Below are 17,117 nucleotides of genomic sequence, written 5' to 3' on the forward strand. Positions count from 1 at the left end.
ATAGTCATTTATAGGCCACCTATGGTCGCTAATTGCGCGTCAAGGCATGGGATGACCATGAAGGGTCCAAAAAAAGGGAATTAGCCAAATGATGAAGAAAATCTCGCTTATCGCCATCAGCGCACTCGCGCTTTCCGCTTGTAATGACCAGGCTAGCACCGGCGGTGCAGCAGGTGGTTCGCGTCAGGAAATCCGCATCGTTGGTTCATCGACCGTTTTCCCATTCGCCAAGGCAGCTGCCGAAGGTTTTGCCAAGGCTGACCCTACCCGCAAATCGCCCGTATTGGAATCGACCGGAACCGGCGGCGGGATGGAACAATTTTGTAAAGGTGTAGGCGCGGAAACGCCCGATATCACCAATGCATCACGCCGCATGAAAAAAAGCGAATTTGAAGATTGCCAAAAAAATGGCGTGAAAGACATTGTCGAAATTCAGGTCGGTATCGATGGGCTTGCCCTTGCCCAGTCGAACAAGGGTGAAAAGTTCGCGCTTTCGACGGTTGATGTTTACAAAGCTTTGGCGTCCAAGCCATTTGGAAAGGCGCAAACCGCCAAGCTTTGGTCGGACGTCAACCCAGCTCTTCCCAAATTGCCCATTTCGGTTTTCGGCCCGCCAACGACGTCAGGCACTCGCGATTCATTCCATGAACTTATCATGGAAGCCGGATGCAAATCCGACGCAACAACCAAAGCGTTAAAGGACACGGATGAAGACAAATACAAAGCGATTTGCACCGAAATCCGCACCGATGGCGCGTTCAAGGAACAAGGCGAAAACGACAATCTGATCGTTCAAAAACTGGACGCCAACCCCAATATGGTCGGCATCTTCGGCTATAGCTATATGGAGGAAAATGCATCTAAGGTGCATGGTATTACTATGGACGGCGTAAACCCGACCATCGCGACCATTTCGGACGGCAGCTACCCCGGCGCACGCAAGATGTTCATCTATGTAAAGAAAGCCCATATCGACAAAATCCCGGGCATTCAGGACTTCGTCCTTGAGTTCCTGAAGGGCGGTGTTGTGGGCGGTTATCTCACAAAATTGGGCATGATTGCATCGACCGATGACGACTATAAAAAGGCAATGGATGTTGCAAAAGGTCTAAATGCCATGGACGGCTCAGATTTGAAATAAATCTGTAACATACATCGCGTCTATGGGCATGGATCGAATCTCACTTTGATCCATGCCCCGTTGCTGTGTGGGTATGAAATGTTCGTGAGTTTCCGGCCAATTAGGTCGAAGGGGGCAAGGTTAAGTATATGACTGGAACAGCATTGCTATTCCTTGTCCTTGGCCTCGGTTTGGTCGCTTGGATCGCTGGACGCGCCCGTGCGGCAGCGTTTGTTCGTGCGGCAAAAGGCGGCCCGCGTGGTCAGGTAAACAGCCTACCCTCTTATCATGGATGGTTTGTCGCTGTTTGTGCGGTGGTTCCTGCTGTGCTTTTCATGTTTGTCTGGCAAACAATTTCACCTGCGCTGGTTACCAACGCGGTGCTGTCATCACCCATTGCAACCGATTTGCCACAAGATGGTTTTGCAAGAGCCGCGATTTTGTCGGAAGCACGTGCTATCGCACAAGGTTTGCAGGCGACAGCTTTTCAAACGCAAAGCGAAAAGCTGGTGCCGCTCTATAAAAACGCGCTGACTTATTACAGCTGGATCGGCATGGCTGGAACAATCGCGTTGTTATTCGCCGGGGGGGCGTTTGCGTTCACCCGTCTGAAACCGGATTTTCGTGCACGCAACAAAGTTGAATATCTTGTGATGCTCGGTTTGTTGTTCGCGTCGTTGATTGCAATTTTCACTACTCTTGGAATCTTTGCATCTCTGATTTTTGAATCTTACCAATTCTTCTCGATGGTATCGCCGTTCGAGTTTCTTTTCGGGACCAATTGGAACCCGAAAAACGAAGTTACGGCAGGCGCTGATAATGGGTATGGCGCAATTCCTTTATTCTGGGGCACCATATTCATCGGTGCGATTATCGCCATGCTGGTGGCGATCCCGCTAGGCTTGATGAGCGCGATTTTCCTGACCCAATATGCGTCGTTAAATGTACGCAAATGGATGAAGCCGATACTGGAAATACTTGCTGGCGTACCGACAGTGGTTTATGGCTATTTCGCTGCCTTGACGGTGGCTCCTGCCATCCGCGATTTCGCGGTCATGCTGGGCGTCAGCAATGCTGCATCAGACAACGCGCTGGCTGCTGGTATCGTGATGGGTGTTATGATTATTCCGCTCGTCTCCTCCATGTCTGACGACAGCATCGCGGCGGTCCCCAACGCGATGCGCGACGGCAGTCTGGCGATGGGCGCGACCAAGAGCGAGACGATCAAGCAAGTCCTGTTGCCCGCCGCTTTGCCCGGTGTGGTTGGCGGGGTATTGCTGGCGGTAAGCCGTGCTATTGGCGAAACAATGATCGTTGTGATGGCTGCAGGCTACACCGCCAATCTGACCGCGAACCCGTTCGACAGCATAACCACCGTAACTGTCCAGATTGTCGCACTTCTGACAGGCGATCAGGATTTTGGCAGCCCGCATACGCTTGCGGCTTTTGCACTTGGGCTGGCCTTGTTCGTTACGACCTTCCTTCTCAACTATGTCGCCCTGCGCGTGGTCAAACGTTATCGGGAAGCTTATGAATAAGGTCGCAAACAACCGGATACCGACCGACTGGAATGGCGCGGTCATGCAAAAGCGCATCGCTGGTCGTTATGCCGCCGAGCGCCGTTTCAAAGCGATTGGCTTCATCGCGGTCGCACTTTCCACGTTGTTCCTTGCGTTTTTGCTGTTCACGATGCTTGGGCAAGGTCTGCGTGGCTTTCAACGTACCGAGATTGCGGTAGATTTCGATTTTCCGACCCTGACCTCAGGCGCAACAGCGGCTTCCATTACCGGCGCGAATGCAGATGGCGCGCTCAATTCTTTGGACCTGCCTGGTATTGTTGATCTTGCCATCAGCCAGCAATATGGCGACAAGGGTGGCGAATTGCTGACATCGGCCGCCGTTGCCAATGTCCGCGAGATGTTGCTGGCCGATCCGCAATTGATTTCTGGTAAACAACGCTTGTGGTTGCCGGTCGATTCTAGACTGGATGTCGCCTACAAACGCAAAGGCGAACCGGCAGCGGAAAAAACGGTTGAATCACTTGCTCAAAATGATGTGCTCCGGACCGGCTTTAACTGGACATTCCTGACCGGTGCCGATGCAACCGATCCGTCGGCGGTGGGCATTTGGGCGGCGTTTAAGGGGTCGTTGATGACCATGGCGATCACCCTACTGCTCGCTTTCCCGATCGGCGTGTTCGCCGCTCTCTATCTCGAAGAATATGCGGCCAAGAACAAACTGACCGACATGATCGAAGTATCGATCAACAATCTTGCTGCAGTGCCGTCCATCATCTTCGGCCTGTTGGGTCTTGCGGTGTTCCTGTCGATGTTCGGTATGCCGCGTTCTTCGGCATTGGTCGGCGGCCTGACGCTGGCGTTGATGACGATGCCAGTCATTGTGATCGCCGGTCGCAACGCTGTCAAATCTGTACCGCCATCGATAAGGGAGGCCGCGCTTGGTATCGGCGCGTCGCCGGTGCAGGTGGTTTTCCACCATGTACTGCCACTCGCTTTGCCTGGCATTTTGACGGGGACAATTATCGGTATGGCACGCGCCTTGGGCGAAACAGCACCGTTGTTGATGATCGGTATGCGCGCCTTCATTCCAACCGCGCCACAAGGTTTTACCGATGCCGCCACCGCACTGCCGGTGCAAATTTACTTGTGGTCCGATGAAGTGAACCAGGGTTTTGTCGAAAAAACCAGTGCCGCGATTATCGTGCTTTTGATATTCCTGTTGGGGATGAACGCCCTGGCCATTTACTTGCGTAACCGTTTTGAAACGCGCTGGTAGTAGAAAAGAAAAGGACGCCATTGTGGCCGAGACCCCTACACACTCTAAAATATCGACCCGCAACGTCAATGTGTTCTACGGCGACAAGAAAGCCATTGATAATGTGTCGATTGATGTCGACATGGATAATGTGACGGCCTTTATTGGCCCATCAGGTTGCGGCAAATCAACATTCTTGCGGTCGCTTAACCGCATGAACGACACCATCGTCGGCGCACGGGTCGAAGGGAATATCTTCCTCGACGGACAGGATATCTATGCATCATCCATGGACGTCGTGCAGTTGCGCGCGCGCGTGGGCATGGTGTTCCAAAAGCCCAATCCTTTCCCTAAATCCATTTACGACAATGTGGCCTATGGCCCACGCATCCATGGCCTTGCCAGCGGCAAGTCGGAACTCGACCAGATTGTTGAAAGTGCCCTAACACGCGCCGGTTTATGGACTGAGGTCAAAGACCGCCTTTCCGACAGCGGAACCGCTTTGTCCGGCGGCCAGCAACAACGGCTTTGCATTGCACGCGCCATTGCGGTTGATCCCGAGGTCATTTTGATGGACGAGCCCTGTTCGGCGCTCGATCCTATTGCCACCGCGCGGATTGAAGAATTGATCCACGATTTACGCGGCAAATATGCTATCATTATCGTGACACATAATATGCAACAGGCCGCGCGCGTGTCGCAACGTACCGCCTTTTTCCATCTCGGAAATTTGATAGAATTTGGAGAAACATCCGAAATTTTTACCAATCCGCATGAAGATCGAACAAAGGACTACATCACAGGCCGTTATGGCTAAGGGATAATGAGAATGAGTACCGGAACGAAACATACAGTCACAGCTTTCGACGATGACATGGACGAAATCCGCGGGTTGATTGCGGAAATGGGCGCGCGCGCCGAATCTGCAGTAATGGCCGCAATGAAAGCTTTAGGCGAACATGACCTCGATCTGGCGGCTGCGACGCGTGCAGATGACAAGATTATCGACAATCTTGAAACCGAAGTCGAAAAACTTGTCGTTAGGACCATCGCTCTTCGTGCGCCAATGGCCGATGACCTGCGCGAATTGATTGCCACACTGAAGATGTCTGCGGTTATCGAACGTATCGGTGACTATGCGAAAAATATCGCCAAACGCGTTCCGCAAATGGAGGCGAAATCCACATTGGCGGCGAACGAAGAACTGTCCCGAATGGGTGAAATTGTTGTACAGATGATCCGTACCGCGATGGAAGCTTATGCGAAGCGTGATGTCGATCTGGCCCGTGCTGTAACCGCACGGGATGATGATGTTGACCAAATGAATAAAGACCTATTTGTCGATTTTGTTGCGTATATTGCCAAAAATCCGAAGAATGCGACTGAAGTGGCCCATCTGCTTTTCACCGCAAAAAATCTGGAGCGGATAGGCGACCATACGACGACGGTCGCGCAAATGATTTACTTTACCGAAACCGGCGAAAACCTCCCTGACGCCTAATAGAAAGACCCTGATATGCCCAAGGCACAACTGCTTTTGGTGGAAGATGACAGCGCGCTTGCCGAGCTAGTTCGCTGGCATTTCGAGCGTGAGGAATTCGATGTCCGCCACACTGGCGACGGCGAGGAAGCGTTGTTGATGGCCCGCGAACGCGCGCCTGATCTTGTGCTGCTCGACTGGATGCTGGAAAATCTATCCGGTATCGAAGTATGCCGTCAGCTTCGGAAAACCGACAACACCGCAAATGTCCCCATCATCATGTTGACGGCTCGCGGTGAAGAGGATGATCGCATTCGTGGTCTTGAAATTGGCGCCGATGACTATGTCACCAAACCGTTCAGTCCCCGCGAACTGGTGGCCCGGGCCAAAGCGGTGCTGCGCCGCGTTCGCCCTGCTTTAGCCGGGGAATCCTTGCGCTTTGGCGATGTCGAAATGGATACCGTCGCCCATAAAGTCAGGCGCGGCGGCAAACAGGTGCCACTTGGCCCGACCGAATATCGACTGCTTAAACATTTCCTCGAATATCCGGGTCACGTTTTTTCGCGCGAGCGGCTACTTGACAGCGTCTGGGGACACGACAGCGATATTGAAATCCGCACCGTCGACGTCCACATCCGCCGCCTTCGCAAAGCTTTGAATGAGGGTTTTGAAAGCGACATTATCCGGACCGTCCGCTCTGCAGGGTATTCGCTCGATCAGGATGCGGTTTAGACACAATATCTGTTCAAAAATTAACCTGCGCGCGCATCGCAACAACATCAACGGCATAATCGCGTGACGCTCCCGCGATTATTGCCGCGTCCTTATAGGAAAGATGCCCATAATTGACCAAAAAGCGTATGTAATCGACCGGGTTCCAAATAAATGACGCCAAATAGCCGTCTTGTTTGCCGCCATTCACACCGGCATCGCTGATATCAAGACGGTCATAACGCACATTGAATTGCAACGCCCCCATACCACCTTTTCCAACCGGATTTGTCACCTTGATGCTCCGGAAATAGCCGTCCTTATAAGACCGGCTATCACGGGTTAGAAAAATCCCGGCTTCGACCATAGCGCCATAAAAGCGCGGGTCGGCGAGACCGATCCTGTTGACATCCATCTGATGCATTTCCGCGACCGTATGGAAACGCCCGGATATGACCGCAGCTTCAAGGCCAAAGCTTTTTTCAGAACTGGCAAAGGTAATATTGCTAGTGTCAATAAATCTTGTGTCGGTTGAATGGACCAACGGACGTTGGCTATACCGCAATGTAGTGATGTTATCGCCCAGATCATTCACATGGATCGACGTACCGATATGCAGCTGGGTCTTACCAAGAACCGGTGCAAAAACAACGCGCCCGTCGACGCCGATTGAATCGTTTTCATCATTGCCCAGATCGTCAATATTGTCCGTAAACACGCCGCCCTGGAGCAGGATATTGTCGTGTGTGTATTGAGCAGAAATTCCAATGCGCCGCTGAAACCCGAACGCGTCAGTGAAGGCCGCGCGTTCAATAAAGCTGCCGTCATTGGTGCTAGTCAGTTCATCCAGCGACTGGAAATTATTGTGTTGGCCAACGGTCAGGGTCAGCCCATTATCCAGATAAGTCAGATATGCATCGATTAGCTCAACGCCGCCAGATGAAAAGTCGCCCTCCATCCGATAACCGAACCCTCCCGGTATCGTCCCTTCAACGCCTAATCGTGCCCGACGAACCTCATTGGAAAAGCCTAGGCCGCGATCTACCAAGCCTTCGGGTGTGGAAACTGTCGCAAAATCATATTGCAATCGCCCACGCGGTTTGAAGGACCAGCCGCCGTTTCCGGTAATTTCGGGTGCGCCTTTCCATTTCACTTCGCCGAGTATTTTTGAAGCATCCTTGCCTTTTTCAGCAGCAGCATCGACTTTCGCCGCTATCTTGGCCAACTGCTCTTTCAAAGCTGCAACCTCTGCCTTCAATGCTGCAACTTCAGGGTCGGATTCGCTGGCGCTGGCAGGATTGGTGAAGGTTACCAAGGCCAAAGCGAGCGTTCCGGTAACCAATCGGAGAGACTTCATTCTCATTTTCCTAATTATTGCTCGCTGAAAGATGACGTCTAAATTACATTTTTGTAAATTATAAGCGTCATTTTTAATACATACTTATGTCGGGAGTGATGCAGCAGCTTTACGCTTGCGTAAACACGACCTTCATGCCAATGCGCGGTCAACTTCGGCATAGAATATGTGCCGCAAATCAATGGAGACAGCCAATGACCATCAGTTTTAAGGACAAAGTCGCTATCGTAACCGGTGCCGGCGGCGGATTGGGCAAGGCTTATGCGCTTGAACTCGCACGGCGCGGGGCCAAGGTTGTGGTCAATGATCTGGGTGGCGCGCGCGATGGCACCGGCACTTCAGACGCGGCAGCCATGGTGGTTGAAGAAATCAAGGCGTCTGGCGGCGAAGCAATGGCCAATGGCGGCAGCGTAACTGAATATGACCAGATGGTCGAAATGGTCGCAAAGACCAAGGAAGCATGGGGCGGTGTCCATATTCTCATCAACAATGCTGGCATATTGCGCGACAAGAGCTTTGCCAAAATGGATATGCCCGATTTCAATCTGGTGCTGCAAGTTCACATCATGGGGTCAGCCAATTGCACCAAGGCGGTGTGGGATTTGATGCGCGAACAGGCCTATGGCCGCATATTGATGACAACATCATCCACCGGCCTTTACGGCAATTTCGGACAAGCCAATTATGGCGCAGCCAAGTTGGGCCTTGCTGGTTTAACCAAGACGCTGCACCTCGAAGGTGCCAAATATAATGTCCGCGTCAATTCACTTGCCCCTGTCGCAGGCACGCGCATGACTGAAGACATTTTCCCGGAAGGTCTGTTCGAACAATTCACGCCTGAAAATGTTGTTCCTGCTGCGCTTTATCTGGTCAGCGAAGACGCGCCGACAAATATGATTATCGGTGCCGGCGGCGGTGGTTATCACGCCGCTTATGTTACGATGACCCCTGGCGCTGCTCTTCACAAGGAAGACCGCACCGTGGAAGGCTTCGCCGCAGCATGGGACAAGATTATCGACCGCACAGGGGAAACGGTCCCGCAATCAGGTGGCGAACAGTCGGTTGCGGTGATGAAAGCGTTGCAAGCGCTGGGTTAAGTCCTCTCCAGCCCGTATAAGGATAAAAGCCCGGACATTGTGCCGGGCTTTTTATTCCGCCACCAACTTCATCAACTTGCGCTCGACAGGTGCAAGCACTGGTCCCAGATCGTGCCCGCGCTTCAGCACGGCACCGCCTTCACCTACCAGCACCCATTGGCCTTGCTTGTTTCGTAAATCGGGACGTTTCTCGATGCGATATTCGGGACGCTCTGTTGCCCGGCGAAAGGCGCTGAAAATGGCGGCATCGCGGCCAAGATCAATGGCGTAATCACGCCAGTTGCCAGCCGCAACCATACGGCCATAAAGATTCAATATCTGGGTCAATTCAACCCGTTCAAAACCGACCTGATTTAACCGGCTGGCAAAAGGAAAGGGCGTGATAACAGCGCTCAAGCGCTCTTTGCCCCCTTGGCCGTTGTGCGCTTTACCGCTGGCGCGGCTTTGACATCGCGTTCAGCCATCAGTTCGGCGACCTTTTTACGTAAAGATTCAATCTCGCACTGCATGATTTCCAGGCTTTGCGTTGCAGGATCGAATAATTCGCGACAAGGGGTGCCATAAGGCATAAAATCCTTTGCATAGGTTTCGGCCTTCACCAAGGTTGATCGCGCCTTTTGTCCAACCATCGTGGCACCGGCGGGCACATCATCGGTGACAACGGCCGCGGCACCGATGCGCGCCCGTTCCCCGACGGTAATGGGCCCCAATATTTGCGCGCCGGAACCGATAATAGCGTTGTCGAGTATCGTTGGATGCCGTTTGCCGCCGGTACCATTGGTCGGATTGGTCCCACCCAGCGTGACATTTTGGTACATAGTCACATTATCGCCAATTTCGGCGGTTTCGCCAATCACGCTAAAGCCATGATCGAGAAAGAAATTGCGGCCGATTTTTGCGCCCGGATGAATGTCGATACCGGTCAAAAAGCGGGAAAAGTGGTTTACCAGCCGCGCAAGAAAAAACATCTGTCCCAAAAACAACCAATGCGCCACACGGTGATACGCAACGGCCCATACGCCGGGATAAAGTAAAATTTCCCACCGTGTGCGCGGCGCCGGGTCGCGGACCTTTATCGAATCCAGATATTCGATGAGATTTGAAATGAACATGCGTCCTTGCCCTCTGCTATCCGGAGCCTTTCGGCCAAGTTAAGCGATATGTTACCCGATTTCCAGTGCCGGACTGGATTTTGCTTCGAAAAAGCTGGTTAAAATCGTCAAAAACGATTATTATTCGAATATTGATTATAGGGATCGATAAATGAGTACCTATTTGCCGACATTGAAGCAATTGCAATATCTGGTTGCACTGGAAGAACATGGCCATTTCGGCAAAGCTGCCGATGCCTGTTTTGTTACGCAATCCACGCTGTCAGCTGGCATTAGGGAATTGGAATCGCTTTTGGGGTTGATGCTGGTGGAACGCACCCGCCGTGTGGTTCGGTTCACCCCGCTGGGTTTGAAAATGACTGCAAAGGCGCATCGCATCCTGCGTGAGGCGGAAGAGCTGGCCGAAATGGCGCGGTCGGCCGGCAAGCCCTTAGCCGATGACTTACGGATGAGCGTGATTCCTACCATCGCCCCGTTTCTTCTGCCTAAATTGCTTCCCGCGTTGCGTAAGCAATATCCGGACCTGAAACTCTATCTGCGAGAAGAAGCCAGCGCAGCAGCGGTCGAGGCGCTGCATCACGGGGTGGTCGACTGCGTTTTGCTAGCGCTTCCCTTTGCAGCAGGGGATGTTGAAAAGGCGAAGCTATTCGATGACCGTCTGTTTGTAGCATTTCCCAAAGACGACCCGCGCGATCCACCCGACAGTATCACCCCTGACCTGATTGATGAGAGCAAATTGTTATTGCTGGTCGATGGCCATTGCCTCAAAGATCATGCACTTGCGGCGTGCAACCGCCCCGAATTGCGGGCATCGGCAACCATGCTGGGGACATCGTTGCATACATTGGTACAGATGGTGGACAATGGATTGGGCGTCACATTGATCCCCGAAATGGCGGTCGAAGCGGGTTTGCTAAATGGCACGGATGTGCAGGCGCGCCCACTGAACGCCGACAATGCGACCCGCGAAATCGCGCTGGTGTGGCGCACCAACAGCCCGCGGCGGGAAGAATTCGAGATGCTGGCCGCCGCGTTGCGTAGCTTGCGTAACGCCTAGGCCGACGCACTCGGGCGCGCAGACACGCGTTCGTACCATGCCTTCAGCGCGTCGGCTTCCTCGGGAATCGGCACGCCGATAAAGAGGCCGAAACCCATCGTGCTCAGCAAGGCGATATCGGCCATCGAATAGCTGTCACCCGCCAAAAAAGCGGTCTTCCGCAGCGCTGTGTCAAAAACCATCATCGCCGCATGCGCCAGTGGCCGGTTGCTTTCGCCAAATTCGGTATATTGATGCTTCACCAATCGCGCCGTCAGGGGGTGGGTGTGGATCCAGATATTGCGGATCGCCGCGCCGTAATTCAGCTCCACGCGGCACGTCCACATTTCAATCTCGGCCATGCTGGCAGGGTCGCTGCCGAACAGCGGCGGTTCGGGATGCAAGGCTTCGAAATAGCGGCAGATCGCAATTGTTTCGCCGATCATCCGGCCATCGTCGAGTTCCAACACCGGCAATTGTCCGGCAGGATATTTGGCCACAAAGTCTGCACCCTTATGCTCGCCCGATAAGATGGAGAGCGATAGCATCGGCACGGATAGCCCTTTTTCCGCCAGATAGATGCGCACCCGGCGCGGGTTGGGGGCTGGCATTGGGGCGTCGTATAACAGCATCAGTCTATCCATTTCTCCGCGCGGGCATCGTCGGTACTTTTCGCCTCAACCCATAGGGCGCTGCCGTCGGTGCGATGCTCTTTTTTCCAGAAGGCGGCATCGGTTTTCAGACGGTCAATCAGAAAGGCGCAGGCGTCCAATGCCTCGGCGCGATGGTGGGCGGCAGTGGCGACGACCACCACTTGCTCCCCCACCGCAATTTTGCCGACACGGTGAATCAAGACGCACCCTAGCAGCGACCACCGCGTCATCGCCTCATCAGCAACGGCGTGCAGATTCTGTTCGGTCATACCGGGATAATGTTCGAGCTCCAGCGCCACAACGCCGGAATCGGCCCGCGCAATGCCGGTGAAGCTTGCCAGCGCCCCGCCGCCCAGATTTTCCAGCGGGGTCAGTGCCATGGCCGTACTTATAGATTCTGCGGTGATCGCAATCTTTTTCATCCGCCGGTGACCGGCGGGAAAATCGCAAGTTCGCGATATCCGGCAAGCGGGGCTTCGGCGGTCACCATCTGCTGGTCGAGCGCATAGCGCAGGCGCACCGGATCAGCAAAGGCCAAAGCATAGCGCGTATCGCATTGCCGTAACCAGTCGAGGCAGTCCTGGATGGTATGTACCGTGGCAGGTAAGTCGCGTTCCTCGCAATCCATACCGATAGCTTCTCTAACGCGCGCAAAATACACCAAACGCATCTGCATCAATCCATATGCTTGATGCCGACACGCAAATAGTCCCAGCCGGTTATCATCGTGAGGATGGCCGCAATCCAGAGCAGCGCCAGCGCCGCCAGCTTCAGCAGCCCCCAATCAGGCAACGCGCCAGCCAAGATGATACCGCCAAGGGAAACAATCTGGAATGTCGTTTTCCATTTCGCCAGTTTCGACACCGGCACCGAAATCTGCAAACCTGCAAGGAATTCGCGTAATCCCGACACGATCATTTCGCGCAGCAAGATAATCAACGCCGCGATCACGTGCCAGCCATCGACATCGCGGGTAAAGACCAGCATCAAAATAACCGCCGCAACCATGATCTTGTCGGCTATCGGATCAAGAAACACACCCAATTTCGATACAGTCCCCTGCGCCCGCGCCAGATATCCGTCGAAATAATCGGTTATCCCCATCAGGCAGTAGAGGACAAATGCAAAGGCATAGTCGAGGGGCAATGGCTGTAAACCCAGATCTTTGGTTCCCGGCCACAGCAAGAACACAAGGATCGGCACCGCTAATATGCGCGAAAGGGTCAAAATATTAGGCAAGCTGAGCATATCCTACCGATAGCTTCCTAATTCAGTAAAATCACGCTGCGATTTCGTCATATCGACAAAAGCGCTTTGCCGCGCGCAATCAGGCGGCTAAGGCACGGCAAACATAGTGAGGTTTTCGAAAATTATGTCGACTTCCATGTCGTTGCTGAAACAGCGACGGTTCCTCCCGCTATTCGTGACCCAATTGCTTGGGGCGTTTAACGACAATCTTTTCAAAAACGCGATGGTGCTGTTCGTCGTGTACGGCGTGTATAACGACGAAAAGGCGGAGGCATTATTCAGCGCAGTTGCAACCGCTGTTTTCATCATCCCGTTTTTCCTGATGTCGGCGCTGGCAGGACAATTGGCCGATACACGCGACAAGGCGCGGATCATCCGCATCGTCAAATTCTGCGAAATCCTGATCATGATTGTCGGTGGAATAGGGCTGGTCATGGCATGGCTTGGTTTTGCTGTGACGCTTATCGCGATTCCATTGATGATGCTGGCCTTGTTCGCAATGGGGGTTCATTCGACATTTTTTGGACCCATCAAATAAGCCATCCTGCCGCAGCATTTGAAAGAAGACGAAGTGTTGGGCGGCACCGGGTTGGTTGAGGCAGGCACCTATATCGCTATACTGCTCGGTACTATTTTGGCAGGCGTTATCGAGGTGGAATGGGCCGCACTCGGCGTCGTCATAACCGCAATTATCGGCTATTTTACCGGACGGCAGGTCCCACCAGCTCCGCCCGAACACGCAGAGTCCGGAATCGACTGGCACATATTGCGGTCATCCATCAACCTCGTCAAAAGCACGCTGCACATCCGCAAGCTTTATCTGGCCATCGCTTCGATCAGCTTTTTCTGGACGATTGGCGCGGTGCTGTTCATCCAGTTTCCGCCCTTGGCGAAAAATGTTCTGGGTGCCGACAAGGAAGTGGCCAGTCTGTTTCTCGCCATTTTTTCTGTTGGCATTGCCATCGGTTCGGTCGCGATCAACCGCATGTTGAAGGGCGAGGTTTCGGCTCGCTTTGCCCCCGCATGTGTGATTGTTATGGGTCTGTTTGTCGTCGCATTCTATTATGTTTGTCGCAACTGGCATGTCATCGGAACGGGTGAGCTGTATAATATAACAGGGTTTGTCGCGCACCCCGATGCGATCCCGCTGCTTTTGTCTTTGCTGGGCATCTCGGTATCCGGCGGAATGTTTGTCGTACCGCTTTATGCGTTTTTGACAACGACGGTGCCCAAGGACCAAACCGCCCGAACTGTCGCGGCGAACAATATCGTCAATTCCGGCGCGATGGTCATTGGCTCTTTGATTGCACTGGGTCTAAGTGCCGCGGGCGTCACAATAGTCAACCAGCTATTATTGGGCGCCGCCATGTGCCTCATCTCCGCCTGGCTGGCGCAGCAATTGCATAGGGCTTGCGACTAGGCCTTCGCCCTGAACGGTTCAGTAAATAAAGCTGCTGATCGCGACGAAAAAGGCGCTGAAGCTCAGCATGAAAAGATGCGTATCTTCCTTATGCCACCACCGTGCCTTGCGCGGCATGGTTAGCGTGGCATCAAGGACGGGGGGCGGCAGCATCCTGCGGAAAGGATGGCGGGCAGCTTCGTTGCGACAGACGAGTGTTCTTTTCAACATATCGGGATGTTAACGATTTGTTAGCCACGATGGCTATTGATAAAGATGGTTAAAACGGACACGTTTTGGGACTGTCCCGAACTGTTACAAATGCTATCCTCCCATTAACCATGAATCGGGAGGAGTTTCATGCAACTCGTTGGGAAATTGGCCTTGGTGACCGGCGGCACCGATGGAATTGGTCTGGAAATCGCCCGTCAGTTAAAACGCAAAGGTACCGATATCATCGTCTGCGGTCGGCGCGAAGATTTGCTTGGTTCGGCACGAACCGAGGGCTTTGAGGCGATCAATGCCGACCTTTCAAATGCAGAAGGGTGTCAGGCTTTGGTCCAGGTGCTCACAAACCGCCCGCTCGATATTCTCGTCAACAACGCGGGTATGAGCGGAAACTTCGGTCCCGAAGATCCGTTGGACCTCGCGCTCACTGACCGGGCGATATTTTTGAACCTCAATGCGCCCATGCATCTGATCGGACAGTTTCTGCCCGGTTTATTGACGCGACCTGAGGCGGCGATTGTTAATGTGACATCTGGCCTCGCCATTGCTCCGCGTGCAGGTGGCCCTGTATATTGCGCCACCAAGGCCGGTTTGCGTAGCTTTACAAAGGCGCTTCGATATAATCTGAGGCATAATAAGGTACACGTGATCGAAGCTTTGCCACCGGTCGTCGATACAGCGATGACAAGGGGACGCGTTGGCGGAAGTAAAATGTCCGCCAAAGAATGCGCGTCGCAAATTGTCGATGCCATCGAAAGCAACTCCCGCGAAGCCAATGTCGGCATGGTGAAGCTTTTGAAAATGGTTTATTCCATCTCGCCTGCACTGGCGCGGTGGGTGATGATTAGATTTTAGCGTTTGGAAAATATTGGTGCCCACCCGGCGGACAAAGTCCGCCCATCCGGAAAGCCGGGGCAGCGTTCGAACTATGTGAGAATGGTGCCCCAGGCCGGACTCGAACCGGCACTCCTTTCAGAACAGGATTTTGAATTGCTTTTGAGTCAGGTAAAATATGTTCTAACATACTGATATTACTAGATTACATTACATAGAACTGCGCTAGTGTGCTAATCAATGTGCTAATTAGAATTGGCAATCTGACCCCAAATTTGGCCCTGAGAGGCCCCAAGAAGCGATTTGGTGGGATTGGCCATGCAAGTCCCACGGGCAGCGTTGGCGTCCTTTATGGAGCCTCGCTATAGGTCGTGTCAAAAAGCGAGGGCTGGCGCTGCTTCACCCGCCTCTTTCGCATATAGCATGACGCCCTCTCGCGGGAAATTGCGTTACTGACTCCGTCCCGGCGCATCGCGCGTTATCAAATGACCGCAATGGGGTGGAAAACGGCCAGGCCGGTTTCGGACGTCAGCGCAGCGTAAGCAGACATTCGCGCATTATGGTGAGGTTGATAAGTGCTTCTGTGATCAGCTGTAGGAAGCGTATTGAGCAGCCCTACAATCCTGACGCATCAGTGGGTTTAGACTTCGGCTGTCTGACGGTCGCCAGCCTCAGAACGGCAAACCCAGCCAGAGCCGACAGGATCGAACCGCCCAAAACACCGATCTTCACTTCGTCAACCAGCAAGGGGTCGGCAAACGCCAGTCCACCGATGAACAAGCTCATCGTGAAGCCAATACCGCACAAGAGTGCGGTGCCGTAGATTTGAAGCCATGTGGCACCGCTCGGCTTTGCCGCGATACGATAGCGGTCGCATGCCCATACCGCGCCGAAGATTCCCAACTGCTTGCCGAAAAATAGCCCTGCTGCCACCCCAAGCGGTAGCGGTGCCAGAATGTGCTCAAGGCTAATTCCAGCGAATGACACACCCGCATTGGCGAACCCGAAAATCGGGATGATCGCGAACGCCACCCACGGATGAAGGCCGTGCTCCAACCGATGGAGAGCCGATGATTCGTCATCGGGTGTTCCGGGCGAACGTTGTATCGGGATCATAGTCGCGGCCAAAACCCCTGCAATTGTCGCATGAACTCCCGAAAGCAGCACCGCGAGCCAGAGGAGGAAGGCCAAGGCGAGATACGGCCAAAGCACCCGCACACCGAGACGATTGAGGACATACATGGCCCCCATCAAAACCGCCGTCGCCAGCAATGCGAGGCCGCTAATTTCGGTGGTATAGGCCAGTGCAATGATGGCGACCGCGCCCATGTCGTCCACGATCGCAACCGTGGTTAGAAACAACTTCAGTGAGGTGGGCACCCGCTTCCCAAGCAACGCCATCACACCGATAGCGAACGCGATGTCGGTTGCAGCAGGAATCGCCCAGCCCCGCGCCAACCCCGCCGTCGAACCCGCAATGCCAAGATAGACGGCAGCGGGAAGCGCCATGCCGCCCACCGCCGCGATCGAAGGTAACAACCGGTCGGTCCACGTGGCGAGATGGCCGTCAACGAACTCGCGCTTTATCTCCAGCCCGACCAACAGAAAGAACAGCGCCATCAACCCGTCGTTGATCCAGTGAGCAACCGACAACGGACCAACCTTGGCTTGGAGCGCGCGGAAGTAGGTTTCGCTCACCGGGCTGTTCGCGACGAACATCGCGAGCGCCGCCGCACCCATCAGCAGAATGCCACCTGCCGCTTCGTTGTGCAGGAAATGGCGAATTGCCGACACAGGTCCCCGTCGAACCAATCTGAAAATGCCCACGAATGTCTCCGAAACGATAGCCACCTATACTGGGCGAACTCCTCGCCTCGTCAACATTCGTGTGCCCTTCAAATGCGGCCCTTCAATTCGAGGCGCTTCAACGCCAGCAGCACCCGATTAGTTTGTATCACAGGCCATAGTGCCAGTTTGATCATCAGGGACGTGATCAGCATAGCAACGCTAGGCAGGCCCCAATGGAGCGCGGTCATAATGTCCGTCGCCTCGTAGAACTGCCATCCG

Annotated in this window: 19 protein-coding genes and 1 pseudogene; 10 read left to right on the forward strand and 10 right to left on the reverse strand. The window is 53.8% G+C overall.

The window, feature by feature from the left end; translation table 11 throughout:
* Positions 1-88: 88 nt before the first annotated feature.
* The 6 genes from ACEW72_RS13870 to phoB all read left to right on the forward strand — a co-directional run bounded on the left by ACEW72_RS13870 (position 89) and on the right by phoB (position 6,107).
* The gene (locus ACEW72_RS13870; protein WP_373476982.1) at positions 89-1,141 is read left to right on the forward strand and encodes a substrate-binding domain-containing protein; all 1,053 of its coding nucleotides are present in this window, start codon (positions 89-91) and stop codon (positions 1,139-1,141) included.
* Positions 1,142-1,269: 128 nt separating this feature from the next.
* The gene (pstC, locus tag ACEW72_RS13875; RefSeq protein ID WP_373476983.1) at positions 1,270-2,658 is read left to right on the forward strand and encodes a phosphate ABC transporter permease subunit PstC; all 1,389 of its coding nucleotides are present in this window, start codon (positions 1,270-1,272) and stop codon (positions 2,656-2,658) included.
* Complete coding sequence (gene pstA / locus ACEW72_RS13880) at positions 2,651-3,916, forward strand: phosphate ABC transporter permease PstA (protein ID WP_373476984.1); 1,266 nt, start codon at positions 2,651-2,653, stop codon at positions 3,914-3,916. The genes pstC and pstA overlap by 8 nt, the downstream gene beginning before the upstream one ends.
* A 22-nt stretch (positions 3,917-3,938) precedes the next feature.
* Positions 3,939-4,712, forward strand: a complete 774-nt coding sequence (gene pstB / locus ACEW72_RS13885) for a phosphate ABC transporter ATP-binding protein PstB (RefSeq protein WP_373476985.1) — start codon at positions 3,939-3,941, stop codon at positions 4,710-4,712.
* A gap of 12 nt (positions 4,713-4,724) precedes the next feature.
* Positions 4,725-5,396, forward strand: coding sequence for a phosphate signaling complex protein PhoU (gene phoU / locus ACEW72_RS13890; protein WP_373476986.1), 672 nt, complete (start codon positions 4,725-4,727; stop codon positions 5,394-5,396).
* Between the two features lie 15 nt (positions 5,397-5,411).
* Positions 5,412-6,107, forward strand: a complete 696-nt coding sequence (gene phoB, locus ACEW72_RS13895) for a phosphate regulon transcriptional regulator PhoB (RefSeq protein ID WP_373476987.1) — start codon at positions 5,412-5,414, stop codon at positions 6,105-6,107.
* 13 nt (positions 6,108-6,120) lie between these two features.
* Here phoB and ACEW72_RS13900 read toward each other — a convergent pair whose 3' ends face one another.
* Positions 6,121-7,443 (reverse strand): porin, encoded by a 1,323-nt coding sequence (locus ACEW72_RS13900; protein WP_373476988.1) that lies wholly within the window; start codon positions 7,441-7,443, stop codon positions 6,121-6,123.
* A 194-nt stretch (positions 7,444-7,637) separates the two neighbouring features.
* On the opposite strand from ACEW72_RS13900, the gene ACEW72_RS13905 reads away from it, so the two are divergent.
* On the forward strand, positions 7,638-8,540 hold the full coding sequence (locus tag ACEW72_RS13905; RefSeq protein WP_373476989.1) for an SDR family NAD(P)-dependent oxidoreductase: 903 nt from the start codon (positions 7,638-7,640) through the stop codon (positions 8,538-8,540).
* Positions 8,541-8,591: 51 nt separating this feature from the next.
* Here the strand turns inward: ACEW72_RS13905 and ACEW72_RS13910 are convergent, their stop codons facing one another.
* Together ACEW72_RS13910 and epsC are read right to left on the reverse strand one after the other, a co-directional pair.
* Positions 8,592-8,936 carry a DUF2794 domain-containing protein gene (locus tag ACEW72_RS13910; protein ID WP_373476990.1) on the reverse strand — a complete coding sequence of 115 codons (345 nt, stop codon included), beginning with the start codon at positions 8,934-8,936 and terminating at the stop codon, positions 8,592-8,594.
* A complete protein-coding gene (epsC, locus tag ACEW72_RS13915; RefSeq protein ID WP_373476991.1) occupies positions 8,933-9,652 on the reverse strand; it encodes a serine O-acetyltransferase EpsC in 720 nt (239 codons plus the stop codon). Before epsC ends, ACEW72_RS13910 begins: the two co-directional genes overlap by 4 nt.
* A 151-nt stretch (positions 9,653-9,803) precedes the next feature.
* On the opposite strand from epsC, the gene ACEW72_RS13920 reads away from it, so the two are divergent.
* Complete coding sequence (locus tag ACEW72_RS13920; RefSeq protein WP_373476992.1) at positions 9,804-10,709, forward strand: LysR substrate-binding domain-containing protein; 906 nt, start codon at positions 9,804-9,806, stop codon at positions 10,707-10,709.
* Here the strand turns inward: ACEW72_RS13920 and ACEW72_RS13925 are convergent.
* From ACEW72_RS13925 to pgsA, 4 genes are read right to left on the reverse strand one after another with little or no spacing between them, the layout of a single operon-like run.
* A complete protein-coding gene (locus tag ACEW72_RS13925; RefSeq protein WP_373476993.1) occupies positions 10,706-11,320 on the reverse strand; it encodes a glutathione S-transferase family protein in 615 nt (204 codons plus the stop codon). The two genes, ACEW72_RS13920 and ACEW72_RS13925, sit on opposite strands and share 4 nt — an antisense overlap.
* Positions 11,320-11,763 (reverse strand): molybdenum cofactor biosynthesis protein MoaE, encoded by a 444-nt coding sequence (locus tag ACEW72_RS13930; RefSeq protein WP_373476994.1) that lies wholly within the window; start codon positions 11,761-11,763, stop codon positions 11,320-11,322. Before ACEW72_RS13930 ends, ACEW72_RS13925 begins: the two co-directional genes overlap by 1 nt.
* The gene (locus ACEW72_RS13935) at positions 11,760-12,017 is read right to left on the reverse strand and encodes a MoaD/ThiS family protein (protein ID WP_373476995.1); all 258 of its coding nucleotides are present in this window, start codon (positions 12,015-12,017) and stop codon (positions 11,760-11,762) included. Before ACEW72_RS13935 ends, ACEW72_RS13930 begins: the two co-directional genes overlap by 4 nt.
* On the reverse strand, positions 12,017-12,589 hold the full coding sequence (pgsA, locus tag ACEW72_RS13940) for a CDP-diacylglycerol--glycerol-3-phosphate 3-phosphatidyltransferase (RefSeq protein ID WP_373476996.1): 573 nt from the start codon (positions 12,587-12,589) through the stop codon (positions 12,017-12,019). Before pgsA ends, ACEW72_RS13935 begins: the two co-directional genes overlap by 1 nt.
* Before the next feature lie 124 nt (positions 12,590-12,713).
* Between pgsA and ACEW72_RS13945 the strand changes: the two are divergent.
* Positions 12,714-14,009: pseudogene (locus ACEW72_RS13945) on the forward strand (MFS transporter).
* An 18-nt stretch (positions 14,010-14,027) separates the two neighbouring features.
* Here ACEW72_RS13945 and ACEW72_RS13950 read toward each other — a convergent pair.
* On the reverse strand, positions 14,028-14,219 hold the full coding sequence (locus ACEW72_RS13950) for a hypothetical protein (protein ID WP_373476997.1): 192 nt from the start codon (positions 14,217-14,219) through the stop codon (positions 14,028-14,030).
* A gap of 129 nt (positions 14,220-14,348) precedes the next feature.
* Between ACEW72_RS13950 and ACEW72_RS13955 the strand changes: the two genes are divergently transcribed.
* Positions 14,349-15,071, forward strand: coding sequence for an SDR family oxidoreductase (locus tag ACEW72_RS13955; RefSeq protein WP_373476998.1), 723 nt, complete (start codon positions 14,349-14,351; stop codon positions 15,069-15,071).
* A 594-nt stretch (positions 15,072-15,665) separates the two neighbouring features.
* On the opposite strand, the gene nhaA is transcribed toward ACEW72_RS13955, so the two are convergent.
* Positions 15,666-16,862, reverse strand: a complete 1,197-nt coding sequence (gene nhaA / locus ACEW72_RS13960) for a Na+/H+ antiporter NhaA (RefSeq protein ID WP_373477000.1) — start codon at positions 16,860-16,862, stop codon at positions 15,666-15,668.
* Positions 16,863-16,945: 83 nt separating this feature from the next.
* Positions 16,946-17,117, reverse strand: a 172-nt coding sequence (locus ACEW72_RS13965) for a DUF6768 family protein (protein ID WP_373477001.1), incomplete at its 5' end; no start/stop codon positions are given.

Source organism: Sphingorhabdus sp. (genome assembly GCF_041737645.1).
Taxonomy (GTDB): Bacteria; Pseudomonadota; Alphaproteobacteria; order Sphingomonadales; family Sphingomonadaceae; genus Sphingorhabdus_B.

Bases quoted from the DNA above. Each gene is read 5' to 3' on its own strand.
- ACEW72_RS13905 (WP_373476989.1), top strand. From the start codon at position 7,638: ATGACCATCAGTTTTAAGGACAAAGTCGCTATCGTAACCGGTGCCGGC.
- phoU (WP_373476986.1), top strand. From the start codon at position 4,725: ATGAGTACCGGAACGAAACATACAGTCACAGCTTTCGACGATGACATG.
- phoB (WP_373476987.1), top strand. From the start codon at position 5,412: ATGCCCAAGGCACAACTGCTTTTGGTGGAAGATGACAGCGCGCTTGCC.
- ACEW72_RS13920 (WP_373476992.1), top strand. From the start codon at position 9,804: ATGAGTACCTATTTGCCGACATTGAAGCAATTGCAATATCTGGTTGCA.
- pgsA (WP_373476996.1), bottom strand. From the start codon at position 12,589: ATGCTCAGCTTGCCTAATATTTTGACCCTTTCGCGCATATTAGCGGTG.
- epsC (WP_373476991.1), bottom strand. From the start codon at position 9,652: ATGTTCATTTCAAATCTCATCGAATATCTGGATTCGATAAAGGTCCGC.
- ACEW72_RS13900 (WP_373476988.1), bottom strand. From the start codon at position 7,443: ATGAAGTCTCTCCGATTGGTTACCGGAACGCTCGCTTTGGCCTTGGTA.
- ACEW72_RS13935 (WP_373476995.1), bottom strand. From the start codon at position 12,017: ATGCAGATGCGTTTGGTGTATTTTGCGCGCGTTAGAGAAGCTATCGGT.
- ACEW72_RS13955 (WP_373476998.1), top strand. From the start codon at position 14,349: ATGCAACTCGTTGGGAAATTGGCCTTGGTGACCGGCGGCACCGATGGA.
- pstC (WP_373476983.1), top strand. From the start codon at position 1,270: ATGACTGGAACAGCATTGCTATTCCTTGTCCTTGGCCTCGGTTTGGTC.
- ACEW72_RS13930 (WP_373476994.1), bottom strand. From the start codon at position 11,763: ATGAAAAAGATTGCGATCACCGCAGAATCTATAAGTACGGCCATGGCA.
- ACEW72_RS13925 (WP_373476993.1), bottom strand. From the start codon at position 11,320: ATGCTGTTATACGACGCCCCAATGCCAGCCCCCAACCCGCGCCGGGTG.
- pstA (WP_373476984.1), top strand. From the start codon at position 2,651: ATGAATAAGGTCGCAAACAACCGGATACCGACCGACTGGAATGGCGCG.
- ACEW72_RS13870 (WP_373476982.1), top strand. From the start codon at position 89: ATGATGAAGAAAATCTCGCTTATCGCCATCAGCGCACTCGCGCTTTCC.
- ACEW72_RS13950 (WP_373476997.1), bottom strand. From the start codon at position 14,219: ATGTTGAAAAGAACACTCGTCTGTCGCAACGAAGCTGCCCGCCATCCT.